This window comes from Streptomyces sp. NBC_00425, from assembly GCF_036030735.1.
Lineage (GTDB): Bacteria > Actinomycetota > Actinomycetes > Streptomycetales > Streptomycetaceae > Streptomyces.
This window is the reverse complement of sequence record NZ_CP107928.1, coordinates 7884919-7907648: the sequence shown is the minus strand read 5'-3', so window position 1 is coordinate 7907648 and position 22730 is coordinate 7884919. Positions and strand designations below refer to the sequence as shown.

Genomic DNA, 22730 nt, shown 5'->3' with positions numbered 1-22730 from the left:
GTCGATCGTCCTACTCCATGGGAGCTGGGGGCGGAATCGGCCACACGAGCCGTGGGCCGCACCTGGGCGGCGTACATCAGCGCAAGCCGGGCAGCCACTGGGGAGCCGGGTCTTCGACCCGGAGGCGAGCGGACTGCCGGCGGTGGGGAGTGACACGGTGATGGGCACGGCGGAGCGGCGTGAGGCGTCCGAGGACGGTGCGGCGGCGGGCGGTACGGCGCTGCGGGACCCTGTGGCATCGGATGCCGCCAGTCGGAACAGGCAGGTGCGGGCGGAACAGCCGGCGCATACCGCGAGCGCGGGCGGGTCGACAGACCGGGGCGGCCCAGCGGCCACCGGTGGCGGTGGCGGTGGCGGCTCCTCCGCGCGACAAGGGCGGGTCGTCTACCGGCCGTTGTGGGTGGAGGAGCCGGCGAAGCGGCGTCGCATGCCCGACCCGGTGCGTACGGCGGCCGTGCGTGCGGTGCTCGTCATCGCCGTGACGCTGATCCAGGCGATGGTCGCCTTCCTGTGCACGCTGGCCGGGTCCTGGCTGGCGTTCCCCATGGTGATCAGCAGTGTGGTCAGCACGGTGCTGGCCACCTGGGGCGCGCTCGACGTCTGGGTGACGCGACAGGTGTGGAACCAGCGCAACGGCGTGGTGTCGACGCCGAGCAGCACCGCGCGTGCCCTGCGACGCGAGCAGCGCAGGGCCCGGCGACAGGAACGGACCGCCGAGCGGGCGCAGGAGCGGATACGCAGGCAGAGCGGCGCCGGGCAGCTGTCTCACCCCTGAGGCCGAGAGCCCTCCCCGGGCCGGGGAGGGCGTGCCCTGCGGTTCTCCTCGAGCCGTACAGCTGGTCAACCAGCGTTCGGTGCGGGCCGTTTGTACATTCGCGTCGCCGTGATCTCGCTGTGCGCCTGCACCGCGTCGCCGTCCGCCGCCGGTGCCTGCTGCGGCAGACCTGGCCGCAGATGCTCCTCGACACTGATGTACTTCAGGCCCGCCCGCAGGTCAGCGTCATTGCGCAGCCGGATGACCAGCGGGAACTCCGCGAGGGCCGTGGTGTCGAACAGGCCGGTGGTGTAGAGGAGCTGCACGCCGAGCGCGTCCGAGACCGCCCTCTGGAGTTCCAGCAGATAGGTCGCGTTGGCCCGCCCGATGGGGTTGTCGAGGAACAGCGTGCCGGCGTACCGGTGCTTGTCCCTGCCCCGGTCGTTGCTCCTCAGGGCCGCCATCGTGCAGTACAGGGCGATGGCTGCGGTGAGCAACTGGCCGCCGGAGAACACGTCGCCCATCTGTCCGACGGGGACGCGCTCGGCCCGCAGGACGGCGTCCGGCTTGAGGATCTCGACGGCGACGCCTCGGGGCTGCAGGGCCGCGCCGACCCCGCGCAACAGCAGCGACATGCCGTCACGCCGCAGGTCGGAGTTCTTCTTCACGGCCGCGCGCGTCGCCTCGTCGATGACCTCGCCGAGCCGCTCGACGAGGGTCGCCTGGTCGGGCTCCTCGAAGCGGATGCGCAGGAACTCCTGTCCGGACCACTCGCCGAGCCCTTCGGGCAGCCGGGAGAGCCGCTGGGCCGAGCGCAGAGTGGCGAGCGCGGACTCGACGAGCCCCCGCAGACGGTCCACGATCGAGTCCCGGTTGCGCTCCAGCTGCGCCAGTTCGTCCGTCAGGACGCGCAGCCGGGGAGCGAAGGCGTCCGCCCACTTCTGCGCGTGCTCCGGCAGCGCGGAGGCGGGAAGTTCGCGGATCTGCTGACGCGCGGGGGTGCGCACCTGCTCGTAACGTGTGGAGTTGGCGTGCCGGACGAGCACATCGCTCGCCTCGCGTACGGACGACTCCGCGGCGGAGAGGTCGGCGGCGCAGCCGCGCAGGGAGCGGCGGGCCTCGGCGGCCGACCTGCGCGCCTCCTCCAGGACGCCGGGGTAGGGCTCCGGCTCCTCCCGTTCTTCCTCAGGGCCGTGTTCGCGCAGCAGGTCGCGGAGCATCGCGGCGATCTCGTCGAAGCCGCCGGCCGCGTCCTCGGCGGCCCGGTGGGCGGCCAGGAGTTCGGCATGCGCCTCGCGTGACTGCTCCAAGGCCTCGGCGCGGGCGGCGAGTTCGGCGGTGGCGGTGCGCAGCAGCGCCTGGGCGTGCTCGGCGTCGCGGGGCCGGAGCTCCTCGGCCAGCTCGGTGTGCGCCTCGCCGTCCTCGGGCGCGAGCCGTTCGTGTTCGCCGCGCAGCCGCCCGAGCTGCTCGCTGGCGGTGGACATGCGGGTCTCCAGGAGCTGCACCAGCTCCTCCGCTCGTGCCGCGGCGGCCTGCCGGGAGGGTCCGTCGGAGCCGTCGGGCGACTGGAGCAAATGTTCGGCGCGGGTGCGGACCTTGTTGCTGAGCCGGTCCAGTTCGGTGCGGGCGGCGCTCTCGTCGCTCTCCGCCCGGGCCTGTTCGGCGCGCAGGTCGGCGCCGACGCCGACCTTCTCGTACAGCAGGGACGCGGCCCGGTAGGCCTCGCGCAGCGCGGGCAGGGACGCCGTGGGCTCGGCCGTCCCGTCCTGTGGGACGTCGTCGGGGGCGCCGGCGATCTCGGCGCGCTCGGCGCGCAGCGCACGCGCGGTGCGGCGGGCGTCGTCCGCGGCCCGCTGGGCGCCTCGCCGGTCCTCGTCGGCGGCCCTGGCGCGCTCGAGGCAGGACTGTGCGCGTGCCTCCGACTCGGCTGCCTCGTCGGCGAGTTCGCGCACCTTGACCTGCCAGCCGGCGCGTTCGCGCAGCCGGAAGGCGAGTCCGGCGAGGGCGTCGGCGGCCCGTCTGGCCCGCTGCGCGGCCTCCTGGTGTTCGTCGCGGGCCTGGGCGGCCTCGGCGGCGCTCTCCTCGGCCTCCGCGCGCACTCCGCGCGCCTCGGCCAGCTCGGCCTCGGACTCCTCGGCGAAGGCGCGCGCCTCCGTGGCGGCCCGGGCCAGCTCGGCGAGCCGCCCGGCCGGACAGCCGGCCCGCCAGGACGCGAGGCGCGCGGACAGTTCCCGGTCCTTGGCGAGCCGCCCCGCGAGACGGCGGATGTCCTCGTCGCGCTCGGTCGCCCGTGCGCGCAGCGCCTGCCGCTCCTCGTCGGCGGCGTGCTCGTCGTGCATGGCCGGGTTCGGCGGGACGAGGAAGACCTCGCTCAGGGGACCGCCGCCGGAGTCGACCGGCGGGGTCGGGGCGAGCAGGGCGGCGGCGGTGCCGACGGCCACGGCGGAACGGGGCAGCAGTGCGGCGGCGCCGAGCGCCTCACGCGCGCGTGCGTGGGAGCCGGGGTCGGTGATGATCACGCCGTCGACCAGTTCCGGCCGGGCGGCGAGCACACGGGCGTGGTCGGCGGGGTCGACGGCCTGGGCGAGGTAGCGCCAGCCGGGCAGGGCGGGGATGCCGTGCTCGCCGAGGAACTCGACGGTGGCGAGGACGTCCGGGCCGGGCGGCAGCAGTCCGCCGTCGCCCAGGGCGCCGAGGATGCGGGAGTCGTCGGCGGCGGCGGTCCGCAGGTCGAAGAGCTGCCGTTCCGCGGAGGAGACGGCGTCGTCGAGGAGCTCGCGCAGTTCGTCGGCGCAGCGGTCCAGGTCCTCGGGGGTCAGCGCTGAGCCGTCGTCCGGCTCGCCGTCCTGCCGGGGCTGGGGGATGCGGGGGCGAGCTCCGCGGCCGGTCAGCCCGAGCAGTTCCGCGAGGCGTTCCTCGCCGGCCAGGGATTCGGCGAGCCGCCGCTCGGCCTCGTAGGAGCGCTCCGCGCCTGTGGCCGCGTCGGCGGCCCGGGCGGCGGTGAGTTCGGCGCGGGACTCGGCCGAGGCGGCCTCGCGCGCGTGCTCGGCGGCCCGTGCCGAGGTTTCGCGGGCGGTGTCCCAGGCGGCGACGGCCGTCTTCTCGGCGTCGCTGGCGGCGAGGGCCGCGCGGGCCGGGTCGGCGTCGGGGGCGCTGTCGTCGAGCCAGCCTGCGCGTACGGCTTCGGCGGTCTCCTGTTCGACCTCGGAGAGCCGCTGGCGCAGGTGCCCCACCTCGCTGCGGGCGCGCTGGGCGTCGGTCGCGGCGGACGTGGCGTCGCGGTGGGCGGACTCGCCGACCTCCTGGAGCGCGGCCGAGCGCTCCTCCTCCTCGTTGGCGAGGGTCTCGGCGCTGTCGGCGGCGGCGTGCAGGGCACGGACGAGGTCGACGGCGGCCCGGGCACGGGCGGCGAGTGCGGGGGCGGCGTCCCGTTCTGCTTCCTGGATCGCGGCGGACACGCGCGCGACGCGGTCGGCGGCGGCCCGGTGGCGCAGTACGGCCTCGGCGGCCTGCCACGCGGAGTGCAGGGTGCGGGCGTCGGCGAGTTCGCGTTTCTGCGCGGCGGCGGACTTCTCCGCTGCGGCGAGGGCCAGCGACGCGTGCCGGAAGGCGAGTTCGGCCGCGATCAGGGCACTGCGCTCCCGTGCGCCCTCGGAGTGCGTGACGGCGTACGCGGCGGCCGTGACCCGCTGGGCGAGATCACCGGCCCGCGTCTTCTCCCGTACGCCCCGGGCGGACAGTCGGCGGGCCAGCGCGCGGGTGCGCCGCTCGGCCGCGGCGTGGACCTCGCGCGCGCGTGAGCGCGACCCGGCGGCGTCGACGATCCGCCCGAGCAGGTCCGCCGACCCGGCGGTGAAGTCCCGTTCGGCGATCAGCTCGGCGCGCCGGCCGAGCTTGTTGCCGAAGCCGCTGACCAGGTCGGCGAGTCCGTCGGTGTCGCGTGTGTCGGTGACCGCGCGCAGCAGCAGGTCGGTGAAGTCGGAGTCCTTCTTCACCGCGAAGAGGCCGGCGGCCTCGCCCTCGTCGGCATTCATCTCCCGCTGGTAGCGGAAGAGTTCCGGGTCCAGGCCCAGTTCGCCGAGGTGCTCGATCCAGCGGTCGTGGATCTCCTCCCAGTGCACCTCCAGGTGCGGATACGCCTTTCCGGCCTCGGTGATGGCGTCCCGGAAGCCCTTCATGGTGCGTCGGCGGCCCTGCGCGCCGGAGGCGCCCTCGACGGGCGGGCGGACGGCGGTGGCCTCGGCGACGGGCAGGTTGTCCAGGCTCAGCCCGGGCCCGGGCCGGAACGAGTACCAGGCCTCCGCGAACTTGCGCGGGTCGTTGGACACCTGCCGCCCGCGCCACTCGCTCGCCTTGCCGACGACCACGCACTCGCCGGTGAGCACGTGCTGCCACTCGAGAGCCACATGTCCGCAGTCGTCGGCCAGGAGGAACTTGCGCAGCACACCGGAGCTGGCGCCGCCGAGGGTGTTGCGGTGGCCTGGCAGCATCACGGAGAAGATCAGCTTGAGCAGGACGGACTTGCCGCCGCCGTTCTCCAGGAAGAGGACGCCCGCGGGGGCGGGCCGGCGCGGCGGGCCGACCGGTTCCTCCTCGAAGAACTCCGCCTGGGTGGGAGCGGGGTCGGGCACGACGTCGCCGACGCCCCGCAGGTCAAGCACGGTGTCGGCATAGCGCGCACCGGCAGGGCCGATGGAGTAGAGGCGGACCCGGGACAGCTCGTACATGGCGGACTCTCGTAAGTCTTCGGCAGAACAGGGGGGTTGAGGCGCCCTCAGGAGAGGGGCGGCGCCTCAGGAGTGGAACGGCAGCCCGGCGTCGGCCACCAGTTCCAGGTCGTCGCTCTCCTCGGCCGGCAGCAGCGTGGGGATGCCGTCGGTGACCGGGACGACTCCCAGCTCCAGCAGTTCGGCCATGGCGGCGGCGCCTGCCATGTCGCGTACCTGGAGCTGGTAGCGGGCGGTGGTCCGATACGTGCCGCCGCTGTCGTCGCCGGTCCGCTGCAGGAAGCCGGAGTCGGTGAGGAAGGCGACGGCCTTGCCGACGATGCCGGTGGTGGAACCGGCGAGTCTGCGCGCGTCCTTGGTGGCGCCGGTGGCGCTGCGTCTGGCCCAGATCCGCCAGGCGGCCTCCAGGCCGGGCGCGTCGCTCGCGGGGTCGGTGTTCTCGCCCTGCTGCTCCGCCCGTTCCTCCAGCCGGCGGCAGGCCTGGCGTACGAAGGCGTCGACGCCGTTGACGCTGACCCGCCCGATGTAGCCGTCGTCGGCCAGGTCCTCGGGTCGCGGGTAGGCCATCGCGGCGACGGCGAGGTGCGCGAGGCCGTGCAGGAAGCGGTCGCCGCCGTCGGCGGACGTACGACGCGCGTAGTCGCCCATGCGGACGGCGAAGACCGAGTCCTCGGCGGCGGTGACGGCCATCCCCGCGCGCGGGGACACCTCCAGCACGATCAGCCCCAGCCCTGCGGCGACGGCGTCGGCGAGCCGCGCGAAGGCCGGGTCCTCGCGGTGGCGCCGCAGCAGCTCGGCGTATTCCTGGTCGCGCGCGGGCTGCAGTCTGGGCTGGAGCCCGAAGGCGACGAGCCGCGCCGCGTCGGCGGCGTCGGCGGGGGTGACGGCGGTGTGCGCCGCCGGAGCGGGTGCCTCCGTGTCGCTCCACTCGACGTGCTCGGTCACGGCTTCGGCTCCTCGGTGTGCGTGTGCGTGTGCGTGTACATGGGCGTGGGCATGGGCTCGGGCATGCGGCGGCCGGTCCGGCTCATGCCGCCTCCGTGCGGTCCGCCGCCATCCCCGCGGCGTCGAGCAGCGCCATGCCCACGATCAGGTCGGCCCCGCCGAATTCGGGGTCGTCCAGCTCGGTCCCGTCGTCGACGGCGAAGAGCAGTTTCTCCTCGCCCTGCCGGTAGGCGGTGCCGACCGCGGGGCTGGCCGCGTGTACCGCCAGCAGGGCCACCAGATAGGGCAGTTCGGGGTCGGCCCGTCGCGCTTCGGCCAGCAGCCCGGACAACCGGCGCGGGGCGTCCGCGGGCAGGTCGAGCAGGTTCTTGGCGGCGGCGAGCTGCTCCTCGCTGAACCGGCTGTCGTCCGGGGTGGCGATGAGATCCGGTTCCGGCATCTCCGCGCCGAGGTGCTCGCGCTCCACCGGCGGCGTCAGCAGCAGGTCGACGAGATCGCCCATCCGCACGGCTCCCGGTGTGCGCAGACCGGTCCCCCGGGCGAAGAACGCGTCGGTGACACGGACGGCCTGCTCCAGCGGCAACGGCAGCACGGGGGTGACGAGCTGCCCGTAGAGGTCTATGCCCGACGAGGTCATGGGGGTGGCGAAGGCCTGCCGGTCCTGCTCGGCGCGGAACAGCGGGCCGGCCTCCAGCAGCCGGGACTGCAGCTGGGTGTGGCGGCGGATGCAGTCCTTGACGATGTCGACGAGCTCGGCGGCCCGCCGCTTGTTCTCGGCGTCCTCGATCTCGTCGCGGGCCTTGCGGATGTTGGTGAGGATCGCGTTCTCGTGGCGGTAGCGGTCCGCCACGTGGTCGAGGGCCTCGGCGATCATGTCGGGCACGGCGTTGAGCCAGTCCACCGCGCGCACGTTGCGCCGGGTGGCCTCCAGGGCGCGGCGCAGCGTCTCCGAGTACTGCACGGTGCGGTAGCGGGCCTGCTCGGCGGCGAGCTGGGCGTCGGCGAGACGGCCGCGGCGGATCAGTACCTCGAGCTTGACCTCGGCGGCGATCTGCGCGCTGGTGACATCGGTGTCCAGGGCCCCGACGAGGACGTTGACGGCCTCGTCGGTCGTCCGGAGGTAGACCACGCCGCCGTAGCCGGGGACCTCCTCGATCAGCTTGAAGTCGTAGTCGCGGCGCACATAGGTGCCGTCGGGCGCGAACGTGCCGTAGGCGGCGCGGAAGCCGCGGTCGACGCTGCCCACGTTGATCAGGTTCTCCAGGACCCAGCGGGCCACGCGCTCGTGCTCGGCGACGGGTCGCCGGGGCGCCTGGGCGGCGATGCGCGGCAGCAGTCGGGCCACTATCTGGTCGTGGTCGGCGCCGGTGTCGAAGTCCATGTTCAGCGTGACGAGGTCGATGGCGGCGAGGGCGATCTCCGCCATGCCGTAGACCGAGTACTCACCGGCGAGGTTGGCCTTGCGCGCGTCGAGGTCGTGGATCGGCGCGGTGCAGGCGAGCGCACGCAGCCGCCGCGCCAGCCCCTCGTCGGCTGCCGGGCCCGGTGCGGGGCGGGGCGCCGCGCTGAGCTGGGGCGGAACACGGTCCGTCGAAGCAGGCGAAGTCACGCTGCACAGACTAGGTCCTCGGTCTGACATCGACCCAAACGACGCAGAGCGACCGTCGTCACGGAGCCGCGAGAGGGCCTCGGCCGTCGTGCGGGGAGTCCTCGCCCACCCGCCGCCGGTAGACCTCGACCACCCGCTCGAGCGAGTCGGCGAGGTACACCTCGAGCAGTCTCTCCGCCTCGGACCTGTCGCCGGCCTCGAGGGCCTGCAGGATCTGGCGGTTGCGCTGGAGGTAGGGCTCGTGCAGCCGGCGCGGGTCCTCGACGAGGTGGAAGGCGAGGCGCAGCTCGGCGAAGACGCTGCGCATCAGCTCGTCGGTGCGCGCGCTCTGGGCCAGGGCCACCAGTTCCCTGTGGAAGTGGAAGTTGGCGGTGCCCAGTCCCTTCCAGTCGTTCTCGAGGGTCGCCGTCTGCCCTTCGGCGACCGCCGCCCGCAGGGCGTCCAGCGCGTACGGGGGCTCGCCCAGCCCCCGTACGACGGCGCACTCGACGAGGGCGCGGGTGCGGTAGATGTCCTCGACGTCCTGCACGGTCAGGACCCGGACGAACACCCCCCGGTTCAGCTCGTGGACGAGCAGGCGCTCATGCGTGAGCAGCCGGAACGCCTCGCGCAGCGTGTTGCGGGAGACCCCCAGCGCCCCGCCGATGCTGTCCTCCGAGAGCCGTGTGCCCGGCGGGAAGTAGCCCTCGGCGATGCGACTCCTGAGGATGTCCGACACCCGCTCGGCCGTGCTCGTGCGGCCCAGGAGGGCGCGGTCGTCGGCCAGTCCGGCCAGCTGCTCTGCCATGCCCGGAATTCAATCGCAGACAGAAGAACGAGACAACAGGGGTATTGAAGGATCGTTCAACGATCCTCTACCTTCTTTTCATGGCCCGCCCGTCCCCACCGCGGCGGCCCGCCTCACGCACGGCACGGCTCACCTCTCAGCACCGTCCGTCATCCCTCAGCGAGGTGCCCATGAGCACGACTCCTCCCTCACCGGTCCCAGCCGCCGACGCCCTCGACGCCACCGCCGAACACACCCCGGACAACGGGGCGTTCGCCTGGCTGCGGGCGCTCGGACCGCGCGGCCGGCGTGCCTTCGCCGGCGCGTTCGGCGGCTACGCCCTCGACTCCTACGACTACTTCACGCTGCCGCTGAGCATGGTGGCGCTGGCGGCGTACTTCGGTCTGGACAGCGCCCAGACGGGCCTGTTCACCACCGTCACGCTGGTCGCCTCCGCCGTCGGCGGCGCCGTGGCGGGCGTCCTGGCCGACCGGATCGGCCGGGTCAGGGCACTGATGATCACGGTGATCACCTACGCCGTCTTCACCGTCGCCTGCGGCTTCGCGCCCAGTTACGAGACGCTGCTGGTCTTCCGCTCCCTGCAGGGGCTCGGCTTCGGCGGCGAGTGGGCGGTCGGCGCGATCCTGGTCGCCGAGTACGCGAGCGCGAAGCACCGGGGCCGCACCCTCGGCGCGATCCAGAGCTCCTGGGCCGTCGGCTGGGGCCTCGCGGCGCTGGCGTACACGCTCGTCTTCTCGTTCTTCGGCGACGACATGGCCTGGCGGATCATGTTCTGGACGGGCGCGCTGCCCGCTCTGCTCGTGGTGTGGATGCGGCGCCGGGTGAAGGACGCGCCGCAGGCCGAGGCCGCCCGCGCGCGGAGCGCCGACAGGGGCTCGTTCCCGGCGATCTTCCGGGGGCCGCTGCTGCGGACGACGCTGTTCGCGGGACTGCTCTCGACCGGCGTGCAGGGCGGCTACTACACCCTGGCGACCTGGGTGCCGACCTATCTGAAGTCGGAGCGCGGCCTGTCGGTGGTCGGCACCGGCGGCTATCTGACCTTCCTGATCTCCGGCGCCTTCCTCGGCTACCTGACCGGCGGATACCTCACGGACCGGCTGGGCCGGCGCCGCAACATCTGGCTGTTCGCCCTGCTGTCGGCGGTGTGCATCCTGGCGTACGCGAACATCCCGAGCGGCGCGGACACCCTGCTGCTCGTGCTCGGCTTCCCGCTCGGGTTCTGCATGTCGGCGATCTTCAGCGGCTTCGGGTCGTATCTGAGCGAGCTGTATCCGACCGCCCTGCGCGGCACGGGTCAGGGTTTCACCTACAACACCGGCCGCGCCGTGGGCGCCGTCTTCCCCACGACGGTCGGGTTCCTGGCCGACAGCTGGGGCGTGGGCGGCGCGCTGGTCTTCGGCGCGATCGGATACGCCATCGCCGCCCTGGCACTGCTGGGGCTGCCGGAGACGCGCGGAAAGGAACTGGAATGATCCGACCGACCCTCACGCGGGAGCACCGTCCGCCGAGCAGCGCGGACCGTCCCGTCGCCCTCACCGAGGAGCACGCGCACGCGTGGAGCCCCGCCGCGGCCAGGTCCCGCTTCCGGGCGGGCCTGGCGGGTCCCACGGCCGGGGTCGCGGCCGGGCACACCCAGGCCAACCTGATCTCGGTCCCGGCGGACTGGGCGTACGACATGCTCCTGTTCTGCCAGCGCAACCCGAAGCCCTGTCCCGTCCTCGACGTCACGGACGCCGGCTCCTGGACGACCGTCCTCGCCGAGGGCGCGGACCTGCGCACCGACCTGCCCCGCTACCGGGTGTGGGAGGACGGGGAGCTCGTCGACGAGCCGACGGACGTGCGCGCGTACTGGCGCGACGACCTGGTGTCGTTCGTGATCGGCTGCAGCTTCACCTTCGAGTGGGCCCTGTCCGGGGCGGGCGTCCCGATCCGGCACGTCGAGCAGGGGCGGAACGTTCCGATGTACGTGACGAGTCGTGAGTGCCGCCCGGCGGGACGGCTGCACGGGCCCCTGGTGGTGTCCATGCGGCCGGTGCCGCCGCGACACCTGGCGACGGCGATCCGGGAGAGCAGTCTGCTCCCGGCGGTGCACGGCGGGCCCGTGCACTGCGGCGATCCTTCGGGACTGGGCATCGTCGACCTCGGCCGCCCCGACTTCGGCGACCCGGTGGACTCCGAGCCGGACGACATCCCGGTGTTCTGGGCCTGCGGCGTCACCCCGCAGGCCGCGGTGACGGCGTCGCGCCCGCCGTTCGCCCTCACCCACGCCCCGGGACAGATGTTCCTCACCGACGCCCGCGACGAGCAGTACCGCGTGGCCTGAGAAGGAGGTACGAAGGAATCATGACCGCGATGACCGCGATCGACTTGAACGCCGACCTCGGCGAGGGCTTCGGCCGCTGGCAGCTGACCGACGACGAGCAGCTCCTGTCCGTCGTCACCAGCGCCAACGTGGCCTGCGGCTTCCACGCCGGGGACGCGGTCACCATGCGGCGGGTGTGTGCACTGGCCGTCGAGCGGGGAGTCACGATCGGCGCCCAGGTGTCCTACCGGGACCTGGCCGGGTTCGGGCGGCGCGCGATGGACGTGCCGGCCGCCGAACTGGCCGCCGAGGTGGCGTACCAGATCGGCGCCCTCGAGGTGTTCGCCCGGGCGGCGGGCGCGCGCGTGGCGTACGTGAAACCGCACGGCGCGCTCTACAACCGGGTCGTGCACGACGAGGAACAGGCCGGCGCGGTGGTCGAGGGAGTGCTCCTCGCCGACGCCGCGCTGCCCGTCCTCGGGCTGCCCGGCTCCCGGCTGCTGGAGCTGGCCCGCACGGCGGGGCTGCCGGCCGTCCCGGAGGCCTTCGCCGACCGCGCGTACACCGAGCGGGGCACACTCGTGCCGCGCGGGCGGGCCGGGGCCGTGGTCACCGACCCGGACGCCGTCGTCGCGCGGTCGGTGAGCCTGGCCCGCGCCGGCCGGGTCGCCTCCGAGGCGGGGACCGAGATCGACGTCCGCGCGCGTTCCCTGTGCCTGCACGGGGACACGCCGGGTGCGGTGGACCTGGCCCGGCGGGTGCGGCGCGGGCTCGAGGAGTCGGGCGTGCGGGTGGAGGCCTTCGCATGAGCATGCGCATCCTGCCCGTCGGCGACGACGCACTGCTGGTCGAGGTGGCGTCGGGGGCGGAGGCCGAGGCCCTGCACGCCGAGCTGGTGCGTCGGCGCGCGGCGGGCCTGATCCGCGCCCGCGAGATCGTCCCTGCGGCCCGTACCGTCCTCCTCGACGGCCTGGCCGACCCCGGCCGGACGGCGACCGAGCTCGCCGCGGCGGACGTGCCTGCCGTTCCCCCGCGCGAACAGGCGGTCGTGGAGATCCCGACCCGTTACGACGGCCCGGACCTGGCCGAGGTCGCCGCCCGGTGGGGCGTTCCGGAGCGGGAGGTCGCCCGTATCCACGCGGCCGCCGAGTTCCGGGTGGCGTTCTGCGGCTTCGCGCCCGGCTTCGGGTATCTGACGGGCCTGCCCGCGCGCTACGACGTCCCCCGCAGGGCCACCCCGCGGACCGCGGTGCCGGCCGGGTCCGTGGCGCTGGCGGGGCCGTACACGGGCGTGTACCCCCGGGCGTCGCCGGGCGGCTGGCAGCTCATCGGCACCACCGAGGTGGTGCTGTGGGACCACGCGCGCGTGCCGGCCGCACTGCTGTCGCCGGGCACGCGGGTGCGTTTCGTGCCGGAGGACGGGTCATGAGCGACCGTGCGCTGTCGGTCGTCCGCGCCGGGGCGCTGACCACCGTTCAGGACCGGGGCAGGCCCGGGCATGCGCATCTCGGCGTGCCGCGTTCCGGTGCGCTCGACGCGCCCGCGGCGGCCCTGGTCAACCGGCTGGTGGGCAATCCGCCCGACGCGGCCGTCCTGGAGACCACGCTGACCGGCTGCGCCCTCGCACCGCGTTCCGACGTGACGGTCGCGGTCGGCGGGGCCCCGTGCCGGGTCACCGTGGGGGGCCGCCCGGCCGCCTGGGGCGCGCCCGTGCGGGTGCCCGCCGGTGCGGTGCTGGACGTCGGGCCGGCGATCCGCGGAGTGCGCGGCTATGTGGCGGTGGCCGGCGGCATCGTCGTCGAGGCGGTCCTCGGCAGCCGGTCGACGGACCTGCTCTCGGGCCTCGGGCCCACGCCGCTCACGGACGGCACGGTGCTGCCCTTGGGGCGCGAACGCACCCCGCACGCGCGCGTGGACGTCGCCCCGCAACCGGCGCCCCCGGCCGAACTCGTCCTGCGGGTGACGCTCGGCCCCCGCGACGACTGGTTCACCCCGGACGCGCTGCACGCCTTCACCGCCCGGACCTTCCATGTGTCCTCGGCGAGCAACCGCATCGGCCTGCGCACCGAGGGGCCCGTCCTGGAGCGGGCCCTGGACGGGGAGCTGGCCAGCGAGGGCATGGTCCTGGGCGCCGTACAGGTACCGCCCGCCGGCCGGCCGGTGGTCTTCCTGGCCGACCATCCGACGACCGGCGGCTACCCGGTGATCGGGGTCGTCCGGACGGCCGACCTCGCGGCCGCCGCCCAGGCCGCGCCGGGTACCCCTGTCCGCTTCGTGGCCGTACGGCGACGGTGACGCGGCAGGGCGCCGCGACGTCGGAGAGCCGACGAAGGAAGGTCCGTTCGGGTCGATCCTGCCGCTCGGGCGGCCCCACGACGCCGGGACGACCGCTACGGCGCGGTCGGCCTCGGCGACAGGGCGGATGCGGCGGGGTGACAGCGTCGACGGTCGTCCATCGCGCTCAGCCGCTCACGGCCCGACCACGGCCGGCTGGGCGGGCGTGCCTGCCCACGTCCTTGCGTGCCTGTGGGTGCCTGCGCGAGCACGTCCTTCGGTGATGCTGCGCGCGGATCTCGCGCCCGCCCCGGAGGAGTCGGGGCCCGGCAGACTCGCTCGCGTCCCTTGCCCGGTGGCCGCCGCCGGACGCGCATCGGGCGGCGGCCTTCCCGGCGTTCACATGGCGGACGTCGCGTCCGGGCCGATCCGGCTGCGCACGGCCGTCTGGACCTCGGCCTCCTCGGCCGGGTCGGCGGCGAGCCGGCGCAGGCGCTCCACGACCCGGGTGTCACCGGTCTCGGCGTGCCGGGCGGCGATCTCGCGGGTGCCCTCCTCGCAGTCCCACAGGCATTCGACGGCGAACCCGGTGGCGTAGGAGGGGTCGGTGGCGGCGAGTGCGCGGGCGCAGCGTCCGCGCAGATGGGACGAGGCCGTCTCGCGGTAGATGTGGCGCAGCACGGGCGCCGCGCAGGCGATGCCGAGACGTCCGGCGCCGTCGACGAGGGTCCACAGGCTCGGCGCGTCGCAGCCCTCGCCGCGAACGGCCTCGCGCAGGGCGCCCAGGACCAGGTCACGGTCCTGGACGCCGCCCCGGCAGGCCAGCATGCGGCCGGCGGCGGCGCCGAGGGCGTCGGGCCGGTGGACCCAGCCGCGGGCCCGGTCGACGGCGGCGACGCTGCGCATCCGTTCGAAGGCGTCGACGGCGGCCTCCACCACGGCGACCGGGCCGGTCGCGACGGCCTGTTCGACGAGGACCAGGGCGTCGGGATCATTGCAGTCGGCGAGGTAGCGCAGAGCTGTACATCGCGCCCCCTCGTCGCCGTCCTTGGCCGCCTGGACGATCTCGGGCCGGTCCTCGGGGCCGGCCACGGCGGAGAGGCAGCGGGCGGCGGGGACATGGAGCGCGGCTCCGCGTTCGACGCCCTGCTGGGCCCACTCGAACACGGCCTGGACACTCCAGCCGGGCCGGGGCCCGCTGGGACTCATCTGCCGTTGCCAGCGGTCGAAACAGCCGGCCTCGTGGGCGGCACGCACCCGCGTGGAGACGTACTCCCGGGGATCCTCGGCCCACAACCGCCAGGGCCGTGGCTCGAAGGCGTCCCGTACGGCCGCGGCGAGTTCGGCCTCGCCCTCGGCGTCGGTGGCGAACCGTGCCAGCACGGGCACCGCCAGGGCGCGCAGGCCGGCGTCGTCGTCCCGCAGGGCGAGTTCGTCGAGGGCCCAGGCCCAGTTGGCGCCCGAGGCGGCGTACCTGCGCAGCAGGTCGAGGGCGTCCCGTCGGCCGTAGGAGGCGAGGTGGCCGAGGACGGCCAGGGCGAGGCCCGTGCGTGACTCCTCGTCGTCGAAGACGTCCTCGACGTCGAAGAGGTGGGCCTCGATCTCGTCCAGCTCGCCGTGCAGGTCGAGGTAGAGACGGGCGTAGTAGAGGGAGCGGTTCTCCACCTGCCAGTCGTGACGGGGATCCCGCAGGACACAGTGGTTCAGCGCCGCGAGCGCCTCGGCTCGCGGAGCGGTGAGCGCGTGCAGCGTGCCGTCGCCGCGGCCTCTCTGGAGCAGGCCGAGCAGCGTACCGCTGGGCGCTATGACCGGATCGAACATGGGAAACAGCCTCACATCAAGCGTCGACGCAACCGGGGACGTGCATTACCTGGCCGCGTGACAACACGTCGGGGCGCCCGCCGTTTCCTGCTTGCTGTAGACCATTTCTCTCTGCCTCTCGTCGGTGGCCCATACGGACCGCGTCACGGCCCGCGCGGTGCGGCAACACCTGCCCGGCCATCGCGTCCGTGAATCACGACGTCATGATGACCCGGCTCTTCTACCTGCCGCGACCGAAATTTCCGGCGGCCTTGTACCGCCTCCCCCGTGGTCGTCGATTTACCTGGTCGGGAAATTCCCTCGACCTGCTCGGGACTGTCGGCTCACTGCGCGCCGAACAGGTCCAGCAGCTCCGTTCTGCCGAACATGCGGGCCGTGTCGACGGCCGACGGCGTGCCCTGGTTAGGGTCGGCGCCGGCCTCCAACAATGCCTTGATCACATGCGTCTCACCCTTGAAGGCAGCCCCCGCGAGCGGGGTCTGGCCACGGTCGTTGATCCGGTCGGCCTCGGCGCCGCGGGCCAGCAGGGCCCGGACCGCGTCGGCGTGCCCGTGGTACGCGGCGAGCATCACGAGGGAGTCGCCCCGGTCGTTGGTGAGGTTGGCCGGAACACCCGCGTCGACGTACGCCACGAGCTCCTCGGTCTGACCCTGGCGGGCCAGATCGAAGATCTTGGTCGCCAGCTCCACGACCTCGGGGTCGGGGGCTTCAGTCATCGGCCGGTCCGCCTCTCGCTACAACCGTTCAGGTGAATCGTCAGCGTACTGGCTCGTCGCAAACATGGCCGGACGCGTGGGCTGCGAAGCTCACGAACAGCCCCGTTCGACGCGATTCTCCTGCTCAGGCAGCCCTGCGTACCTTCCGCCAACCGAGGGAAAAGGACCGCTTTTCACTCAGTTGCACCTTTTGTCGTATGGATACATCCTGTGAGCCTGGAAGTACTCATGGTGACTGTCCCCCGCGAACCAGGAGAACCCAAATGATCCTGTCCATGTCAGGCGTGGTCCTGCTCGGCATCATCGTCTTCCTCTTCTTCCGAAAGGACGGACTCAAGGCGTCGCACGCCGTGGTCTCGGCCCTCTTCGGCTTCTACATGGCCAGCACGGCCATCGCCCCGAGCATCATGGCCGGCGGCGAGAGTCTGGCCAGCCTCCTCGGCGGCATCAAGTTCTGACGCCGCACGTCCCGTCCGTACGCACCACCAGGAGACAGAAGTGGCCCGGCGCCCCCTCCCCCGCATCCTGAGCACAGGCAGCGCACAGATCGCCCGGAGCAGGGAGCTGGCCCGGACGGCAGCCGACAGCGCCACCGACGTCCTCCATCCGCTGATCACGATCACCCGCGGACTGCGCCGGCTGGCCTCGGCCGGGCGGCGCAGGTGGGCCGAGACGCCCAAGGACAAACGCGGGCCGCTGCTGTTCCTGGCGGCCTCGGTGATCCTGGTCGTCGTACTCGTGCCGTACGGCCCGCTGCTCGCCGTCATCACCCTGGCGGCAGCGGCGGCCTGGCAGGGCAGGGACCGCACCACGGCTCCCGAAGGCCCCGACGAGTCGCAGATCCAGCGGCTCCAAGTGCTGTACGAGGCCCTGGTCCCGTACTTCTCGACGGCCGACGACCCCGCTCCCCTGTACGCCCACGGCGGCGACTGGGAGCAGGCCTTCCCCACACAGGAGTTCGACGACTCGGGCCGCGTCGCCCATCTCGTGATCCGCTACCCGGCGTACTTCCCGGACGGCGAACCCGGCCCGCGCGCGCGGATCGAGCAGCTGCTCGCCGCGAAGTCCGGCCGCGGCCGGGAGTACCTCTTCGTCTGGGACGAGGAGGGCAACGAACTGACGCTCAGCGTGCTGTCCCCGCTCCCCGCCGACATCTGCGCCCAGCGCTTCGTCACCGCCCCGGGTGAGACGGTTCTGGGCTTCACCGACCCCGCCGGGGTCCAGCGCACGCTGCCGCTCGCGTTCGGCGAGGACCGGCGCGACGTCCCGCCGGTGGTCTGGCGCACCGGCATCCGCTCGACCGAGCCGCATCTGCTGGCGGTGGGCCGTCCCGGCAGCGGCACGTCGACGCTGCTGCGCTCCATCGCGCTGCAGGCCCTCCAGCACGGTGACGTGCTCGTCATCGAGGGCGGCGGCACGGGTGAATACGCCTGCCTGGCCGGCCGGGACGGCGTCCTGGGCGTCGAGGTCGGGCTCTCCGGCGCCCTGGCCGGCCTGGAGTGGGCGGCGGGCGAGACGGAGCGCCGGCTCATCGCCGCCAACAGCGCCCGGCAGGTCGGCGAACCGGCGCCGGAGGACACCAAACGCCCCCTGTGGATCGTCCTCGACCGGCCCACCGTCTTCACCCATCTGGCCGAGGCCGAGGGCCACCGGGATCCGCAGTCTCTGCTGCAGCTTCCCCTCCGGCACGGCCGCGCGGCCGCCGTCACGGTCGTCGTGGCCGAACAGTTCGACGCTCTGGACTCCCTGAGCGAAGCGGTACGACAGCACACGCGCGCGCGTGTCGTCCTCGGCCCGGCGTCGAGGGAGCAGCTGGAGACGGTCCTCGGCGCTCCCCCGCACACCACTCCCGTGGACGACGTGCCGTCCGGGAGGGGCTACGCCCGGCTGGGCTCGGGGTCGGTGCACCGGCTCCAGGTCCCGGCCACACCGGACCCGTACGACGACGCGACGAGCGACGCGCACCGGAAGGCCGTGCTCGATCTGCTGCCGCCGCGCTCCGCGCCGGCCGACACCGAGCCGTCGCCGGCGCCGGTCGAGGCCTCCGTCGCGAAGGTCGTGGTCACCAAGACCGCGACCGCTCCGACCACGGACCCGCAGACCGCCGCCCCGCAGACGGCCCTCCCACAGACCGCTGTCCCGCAGACGGTTCTCCGGGACACCGCTTCGTCATCGACCGTGGCATCGGAAACCGCCGTCGCCGAAGCGGCGGTCGCCGAGTAGAGGCCGCACGCCCGGCCGCGCGCCGGGCGGGCGCACGAAGGCAGCACCCCCCGCCCTACGCCACGAACGTGCGCGGCCCCTCGCCGCCCGCCGTCCCCCCGCTCCGCACGATGCGGGCGGCGGCGGCCAGGCGGGCGGCCGCCTCGTCCGCCACCGCGCCCCCCACGGTGAACGGCAGCCGTACATACCCCTCGAAGGCGCCGTCGACGCCGAATCGGGGCCCCGACGGCACCCGCAGACCCACCCGCTCCCCCGCCTCGGCGAGCCTCGATCCGGAGAGCCCCCCGGCTCGCACCCAGAGCGTCAGCCCGCCCTTGGGCACGGTGTACTCCCAGTCCGGCAGCTCACGGCGCAGTGCTGCCACCAGGTCGTCCCGGTTCCCCCGGGCCTGGGTGCGCCGCAGCTCCACCGCCTGCTCCCAGCCTCCGGTGCTGAACAGCCAGTTCACCGCCAGCTGTTCCAGCACCGGCGTGCCCAGGTCTGCGTAGGCGCGGGCGGCGACGAGACTGCGGACGACGTCCGGGGCGGCCCGAACCCAGCCGATGCGCATCCCGGCCCAGAACGCCTTGCTCGCGGACCCGACCGTGATCACGGTCGACCCCGCGGGGTCGAAGCCGCACACCGGTCGCGGCATCTCGACGTCGTCGTCGAGCCACAGTTCGCTCATCGTCTCGTCGGCCACCAGGACCGTCCCGGCTGATCGGGCTGCCTCCACGAGCCGGCGCCGCTGGTCCTCGTCGGCGAGCGCGCCGGTCGGGTTGTGGAAGTCGGCGACGACGTACGCGATGCGCGGCGCCGCGTCCCGCAGCACCTGACGCCAGCGGTCCATGTCCCACCCGGCCAGTCCGTCCGCCATGGCGACCGGCACCAGACGGGCACCCGCCTCGCGCATCAGCTGAAGGATGTTGGCGTAGGAGGGCGACTCGACGGCGATGCGCTCCCCGCGCCCGCCGAAGAGGTGACAGATGGCGTCGATGGCCCCCATCGCACCCGTCGTGACCATGATCTGCTCGGGCATCGTGGGAATCCCGCGCGCGGTGTACCGCTCGGCGATCATGGTCCGCAGCGCGGGCAGGCCCGCCGGATAGTCGCCGTGCGTGTGGGCGTACGGCGGAAGTTCCTCCAGCGCGCCCTGCACGGCGCGGGTGAGCCACGGCTCGGGGGCGGGCAGGGCCGCGCAGCCCAGGTCGATGATCGAGCCCAGGGCCTCGGGCGGCAGCGGTTCCAGGCCGCGGGCCGGGACCGGGTTGCCCGCCGGGACGGCCGTCCAGCTGCCGGCGCCGCGCCGGGACTCCAGGAACCCCTCCGCGCGCAGCGCCTCGTAGGCGGCGGCCACGGTCGTACGGCTCACGGACAGGGCGAGGGCGAGTTCCCGTTCGGCGGGCAGGCGCGCGGCGACCGGCACGCGGCCCTCCAGCACCAGCAGCCGGACGCCGTCCGCGAGCGCCCGGTAGGCGGGGGGCCGGCGCGAGCCCGGCCCCGCCGGGCGGTCCTGCTGGGACTTGAGCAGCCGCGCGAGCTGAGCGGCCCCCACCGCCGAGGTCCACTGCGCCATGGATATCAGTCCACCTTCCCCGAATTGGCCATGGATGGCATGCACTTCCCAGCCACAGAGTGTCACGAGTCAGGCCACTAACACCACAGGGGGGCACCTCTTGGAGACCACAGGACTTCTCCGGCGTCCGACGGGGCGGCGTCCGACGCGGGGAGGACTGCCGCGACGGCTGATCCAGCTGTACGCCGGCCTCGCGCTCTACGGCGCCAGTTCGGCACTGCTCGTCAAGGCGGGTCTCGGTCTGGAGCCCTGGAACGTGCTGCACCAGGGCCTGGCCGAACTCACCGGGACGACGATCGGAGTCGTGACCACCGTGGTCGGCGCGGCGGTGCTGCTGCTGTGGATCCCGTTGCGCCAGCGCCCCGGCCTCGGCACGATCTCCAACGTCCTGGTGATCGGCGTCGCGATGGACGGCACGCTCGCTCTCGTCCCCGAGGTGCACGCCCTGACCGTGCGCGTTCCCCTCATGGCGGCGGCCATCGTGCTCAACGGGGCCGCCACCGGCCTGTACATCGCGGCCGACTTCGGCCCCGGGCCGCGCGACGGACTGATGACGGGACTGCACCGGCTCACCGGGCGCTCGATCCGTCTGATGCGCACGACGGTCGAGGTGGCGGTCGTCGCGACCGGGTTCGCGCTCGGCGGCACGATCGGCGTCGGCACCGTGCTCTACGCGGTCGCGATCGGCCCGCTCGCCCAGTTCTTCCTGCGGGCGTTCGCCGTTCCCGTGCCGGCGGCCGGCAGCACGGTCGTTGCCGCAGGGACGCCCCAGGGAGCGATACTGCGTCCGTGACCAGCTCCGGACGCCACCCGTACCTCGATCACCCGCGGCCCATCCCGATCGCCCACCGCGGCGGCGCCGCGGACGGCCTGGAGAACACCGTGGCGCAGTTCCGGCGCGCGGTCGAGGCGGGTTACCGCTATATCGAGACCGACGTGCACGCCACCCGGGACGGCAGGCTCGTCGCCTTCCACGACGCGACGCTCGAACGGGTCACCGACAGCTCGGGACTCATCGCCGACCTCCCGTGGTCGGACGTGGCCCGCGCGCGCGTGGGCGGCGAGGAACCGGTGCCGCTCTTCGAGGAACTTCTGGAGAGGTTCCCCGAGGTGCGGTGGAACATCGATCTCAAGGCGGACCCCGCCCTGCACCCCCTGCTCGATCTGCTCGACCGCACGGACGCGTGGGACCGCGTCTGCGTCGGCTCGTTCTCCGAGGCCCGCGTCGGGCGCGCCCAGCGGCTGGCGGGCCCGCGCCTCGCGACGTCGTACGGCACCCGGGGCGTGCTCAACCTGCGGCTGCGGTCCTGGGGCGTGCCCGTGCCTCTGCGCCGGTCGGCGGTCGCCGCGCAGGTGCCCGAGGTCCGGTCGGGCGTCCAGGTGGTGGACCGCCGCTTCGTCCGCGCCGCGCACGCGCGAGGGCTGCAGGTGCACGTGTGGACGATCAACGAACCGGAGCGGATGCACCGGCTCCTCGACCTGGGGGTCGATGGCATCATGACCGATCACATCGACACGTTGCGCAAGGTCATGCAGGACCGGGGCGTCTGGGTCTGACCTCGGCCCACCGCCCGCGCGCGGGTTCCGGGAGCGGGAAGCGAGGGCACGGGTGGACATCGACACCGTGCGGACGGCGGCGTCCGACGAGGCCGCCGGGCGGCGGCGCGAGCAGCGCGGCTGGTACTTCTACGACTGGGCGTGCTCGGTCTACTCGACGAGCGTGCTCACCGTGTTCCTGGGCCCGTATCTGACCTCGGTCGCGAAGAACGCCGCGGACGCCGACGGGTACGTGCATCCGCTCGGCATCCCGGTCAGCGCCGGCTCCTTCTTCGCTTACTCGGTCTCCCTTTCCGTGATCGTCGCCGTCCTCGTGATGCCCCTCGTGGGCGCCGCGGCCGACCGGTCCGGGCGCAAGAAGCCCCTGCTGGGCGCCGCCGCCTATGTGGGCGCCGCGGCCACCGCCTGCATGTTCTTCCTCGGCGGCGACCGCTATCTGCTGGGTGGCGCGCTGCTCGTCGTGGCGAACGCGGCCCAGTCGGTGGCGATGATGCTCTACAACTCCTATCTGCCGCAGATCGCCCCGCCCGGGGAACGCGACGCGGTCTCCTCGCGGGGATGGGCCTTCGGCTACGCGGCGGGCTCGCTGGTGCTGGTCGCGAACCTGGTGCTCTACCTCGCCCACGACTCCTTCGGTGTGTCCGAGTCCGCCGCCGTCCGCATCTGTCTGGCCTCGGCCGGTCTGTGGTGGGGCGCCTTCACGGTGATCCCGCTGCTGAGGCTGCGCGACCGGCCGGCCGTCGTGCGGGAGGCGACGGCTCCGGGGCTGCGCCGGCTCGCCGCGACGGTCCGCGACATGCGCCGCCACCCGCTGACGCTCGCCTTCCTGCTCGCCTATCTGGTCTACAACGACGGTATCCAGACAGTGATCTCCCAGGCCTCGGTCTACGGCTCCGAGGAACTCGGCCTCAGCCAGGCCACGCTGATCGGGGCGGTGCTGCTGGTGCAGGTGCTCGCCGTGGCGGGCGCGCTCGGCATGGGGCGGCTGGCCCGGGCGTACGGTGCGAAGCGGACGATCCTCGGATCGCTGGTGGCGTGGACGCTCACCCTGGGCGCCGGGTACTTCCTGCCGGCGGGAGCGCCGGTGGCGTTCTACCTGCTGGCCGGCGCCATCGGACTGGTCCTCGGCGGCAGCCAGGCCCTCTCCCGCTCTCTCTTCTCCCATCTCGTCCCGCCCGGCAAGGAGGCCGAGTACTTCTCGGCGTACGAGATGAGCGACCGCGGCATGAGCTGGCTCGGACCCCTGCTGTTCGGCCTCACCTACCAGCTGACCGGCAGTTACCGGGACGCGATCGTCTCCCTGGTGGCCTTCTTCGTCATCGGGTTCCTGCTGCTCGCACGGCTGCCCGTGCGGCGGGCGATCGGCGACGCGGGGAACCCGGTGCCCGAGAAGATTTAGCACTCAGGGCGAAAGGGCGGTAGTGTACGCGTTTGGCCTGCCAGGCGTACCGTTACTGCGC

At 73.6% G+C, this 22730-nt stretch carries 18 protein-coding genes; 11 read left to right on the top strand and 7 right to left on the bottom strand.

Features of this window, described 5'->3' with window-relative positions; translation table 11 throughout:
- The first annotated feature begins 160 nt into the window (after positions 1-160).
- On the top strand, positions 161-775 hold the full coding sequence (locus tag OHS82_RS34835) for a hypothetical protein (protein WP_328436140.1): 615 nt from the start codon (positions 161-163) through the stop codon (positions 773-775).
- Between the two features lie 65 nt (positions 776-840).
- Here the strand turns inward: OHS82_RS34835 and OHS82_RS34830 are convergent, their stop codons facing one another.
- The 4 genes from OHS82_RS34830 to OHS82_RS34815 form a co-directional block, all read right to left on the bottom strand.
- The gene (locus OHS82_RS34830; protein WP_328435192.1) at positions 841-5481 is read right to left on the bottom strand and encodes a hypothetical protein; all 4641 of its coding nucleotides are present in this window, start codon (positions 5479-5481) and stop codon (positions 841-843) included.
- A 66-nt stretch (positions 5482-5547) separates the two neighbouring features.
- Positions 5548-6426, bottom strand: coding sequence for a hypothetical protein (locus tag OHS82_RS34825; RefSeq protein WP_057583749.1), 879 nt, complete (start codon positions 6424-6426; stop codon positions 5548-5550).
- Positions 6427-6508: 82 nt separating this feature from the next.
- A complete protein-coding gene (locus tag OHS82_RS34820; protein ID WP_057583747.1) occupies positions 6509-8035 on the bottom strand; it encodes a hypothetical protein in 1527 nt (508 codons plus the stop codon).
- A gap of 58 nt (positions 8036-8093) precedes the next feature.
- Positions 8094-8822: a GntR family transcriptional regulator gene (locus OHS82_RS34815; protein ID WP_057583745.1), complete on the bottom strand. Its 729-nt coding sequence runs from the start codon at positions 8820-8822 to the stop codon at positions 8094-8096.
- A 170-nt stretch (positions 8823-8992) separates the two neighbouring features.
- Between OHS82_RS34815 and OHS82_RS34810 the strand changes: the two genes are divergently transcribed.
- Genes OHS82_RS34810 through OHS82_RS34790 form a run of 5 tightly spaced genes read left to right on the top strand, consistent with a single transcriptional unit; the run spans position 8993 to position 13419 of the window.
- Positions 8993-10294 (top strand): MFS transporter, encoded by a 1302-nt coding sequence (locus tag OHS82_RS34810; RefSeq protein ID WP_328435191.1) that lies wholly within the window; start codon positions 8993-8995, stop codon positions 10292-10294.
- A complete protein-coding gene (locus tag OHS82_RS34805; protein ID WP_328435190.1) occupies positions 10291-11145 on the top strand; it encodes a putative hydro-lyase in 855 nt (284 codons plus the stop codon). The genes OHS82_RS34810 and OHS82_RS34805 overlap by 4 nt, the downstream gene beginning before the upstream one ends.
- A 29-nt stretch (positions 11146-11174) precedes the next feature.
- The gene (locus tag OHS82_RS34800; RefSeq protein ID WP_328436139.1) at positions 11175-11933 is read left to right on the top strand and encodes a LamB/YcsF family protein; all 759 of its coding nucleotides are present in this window, start codon (positions 11175-11177) and stop codon (positions 11931-11933) included.
- A gap of 2 nt (positions 11934-11935) precedes the next feature.
- Positions 11936-12553: a 5-oxoprolinase subunit B family protein gene (locus OHS82_RS34795; RefSeq protein WP_057583737.1), complete on the top strand. Its 618-nt coding sequence runs from the start codon at positions 11936-11938 to the stop codon at positions 12551-12553.
- Positions 12550-13419, top strand: coding sequence for a biotin-dependent carboxyltransferase family protein (locus tag OHS82_RS34790; RefSeq protein WP_057583736.1), 870 nt, complete (start codon positions 12550-12552; stop codon positions 13417-13419). The genes OHS82_RS34795 and OHS82_RS34790 overlap by 4 nt, the downstream gene beginning before the upstream one ends.
- Before the next feature lie 378 nt (positions 13420-13797).
- Here the strand turns inward: OHS82_RS34790 and OHS82_RS34785 are convergent, their stop codons facing one another.
- Positions 13798-15219, bottom strand: a complete 1422-nt coding sequence (locus OHS82_RS34785; protein ID WP_057583733.1) for a hypothetical protein — start codon at positions 15217-15219, stop codon at positions 13798-13800.
- Between the two features lie 323 nt (positions 15220-15542).
- On the bottom strand, positions 15543-15935 hold the full coding sequence (locus OHS82_RS34780; RefSeq protein ID WP_328435189.1) for an ankyrin repeat domain-containing protein: 393 nt from the start codon (positions 15933-15935) through the stop codon (positions 15543-15545).
- A gap of 263 nt (positions 15936-16198) precedes the next feature.
- On the opposite strand from OHS82_RS34780, the gene OHS82_RS34775 reads away from it, so the two are divergent.
- Positions 16199-16393 (top strand): hypothetical protein, encoded by a 195-nt coding sequence (locus OHS82_RS34775; protein ID WP_057583729.1) that lies wholly within the window; start codon positions 16199-16201, stop codon positions 16391-16393.
- 40 nt (positions 16394-16433) lie between these two features.
- Positions 16434-18158 carry a hypothetical protein gene (locus tag OHS82_RS34770; RefSeq protein WP_328435188.1) on the top strand — a complete coding sequence of 575 codons (1725 nt, stop codon included), beginning with the start codon at positions 16434-16436 and terminating at the stop codon, positions 18156-18158.
- A gap of 55 nt (positions 18159-18213) precedes the next feature.
- Here OHS82_RS34770 and OHS82_RS34765 read toward each other — a convergent pair whose 3' ends face one another.
- Entirely contained in the window at positions 18214-19713 is a 1500-nt protein-coding gene (locus OHS82_RS34765; protein WP_266723934.1) for an SCO1417 family MocR-like transcription factor, read from the bottom strand.
- A gap of 34 nt (positions 19714-19747) precedes the next feature.
- On the opposite strand from OHS82_RS34765, the gene yczE reads away from it, so the two are divergent.
- From yczE to OHS82_RS34750, 3 genes are read left to right on the top strand one after another with little or no spacing between them, the layout of a single operon-like run.
- Positions 19748-20506, top strand: a complete 759-nt coding sequence (gene yczE, locus OHS82_RS34760; RefSeq protein ID WP_242433423.1) for a membrane protein YczE — start codon at positions 19748-19750, stop codon at positions 20504-20506.
- Positions 20503-21270, top strand: a complete 768-nt coding sequence (locus OHS82_RS34755; protein ID WP_328435187.1) for a glycerophosphodiester phosphodiesterase — start codon at positions 20503-20505, stop codon at positions 21268-21270. Before yczE ends, OHS82_RS34755 begins: the two co-directional genes overlap by 4 nt.
- 52 nt (positions 21271-21322) lie before the next feature.
- Positions 21323-22669 (top strand): MFS transporter, encoded by a 1347-nt coding sequence (locus OHS82_RS34750; RefSeq protein ID WP_057583725.1) that lies wholly within the window; start codon positions 21323-21325, stop codon positions 22667-22669.
- Positions 22670-22730 lie beyond the last annotated feature (61 nt).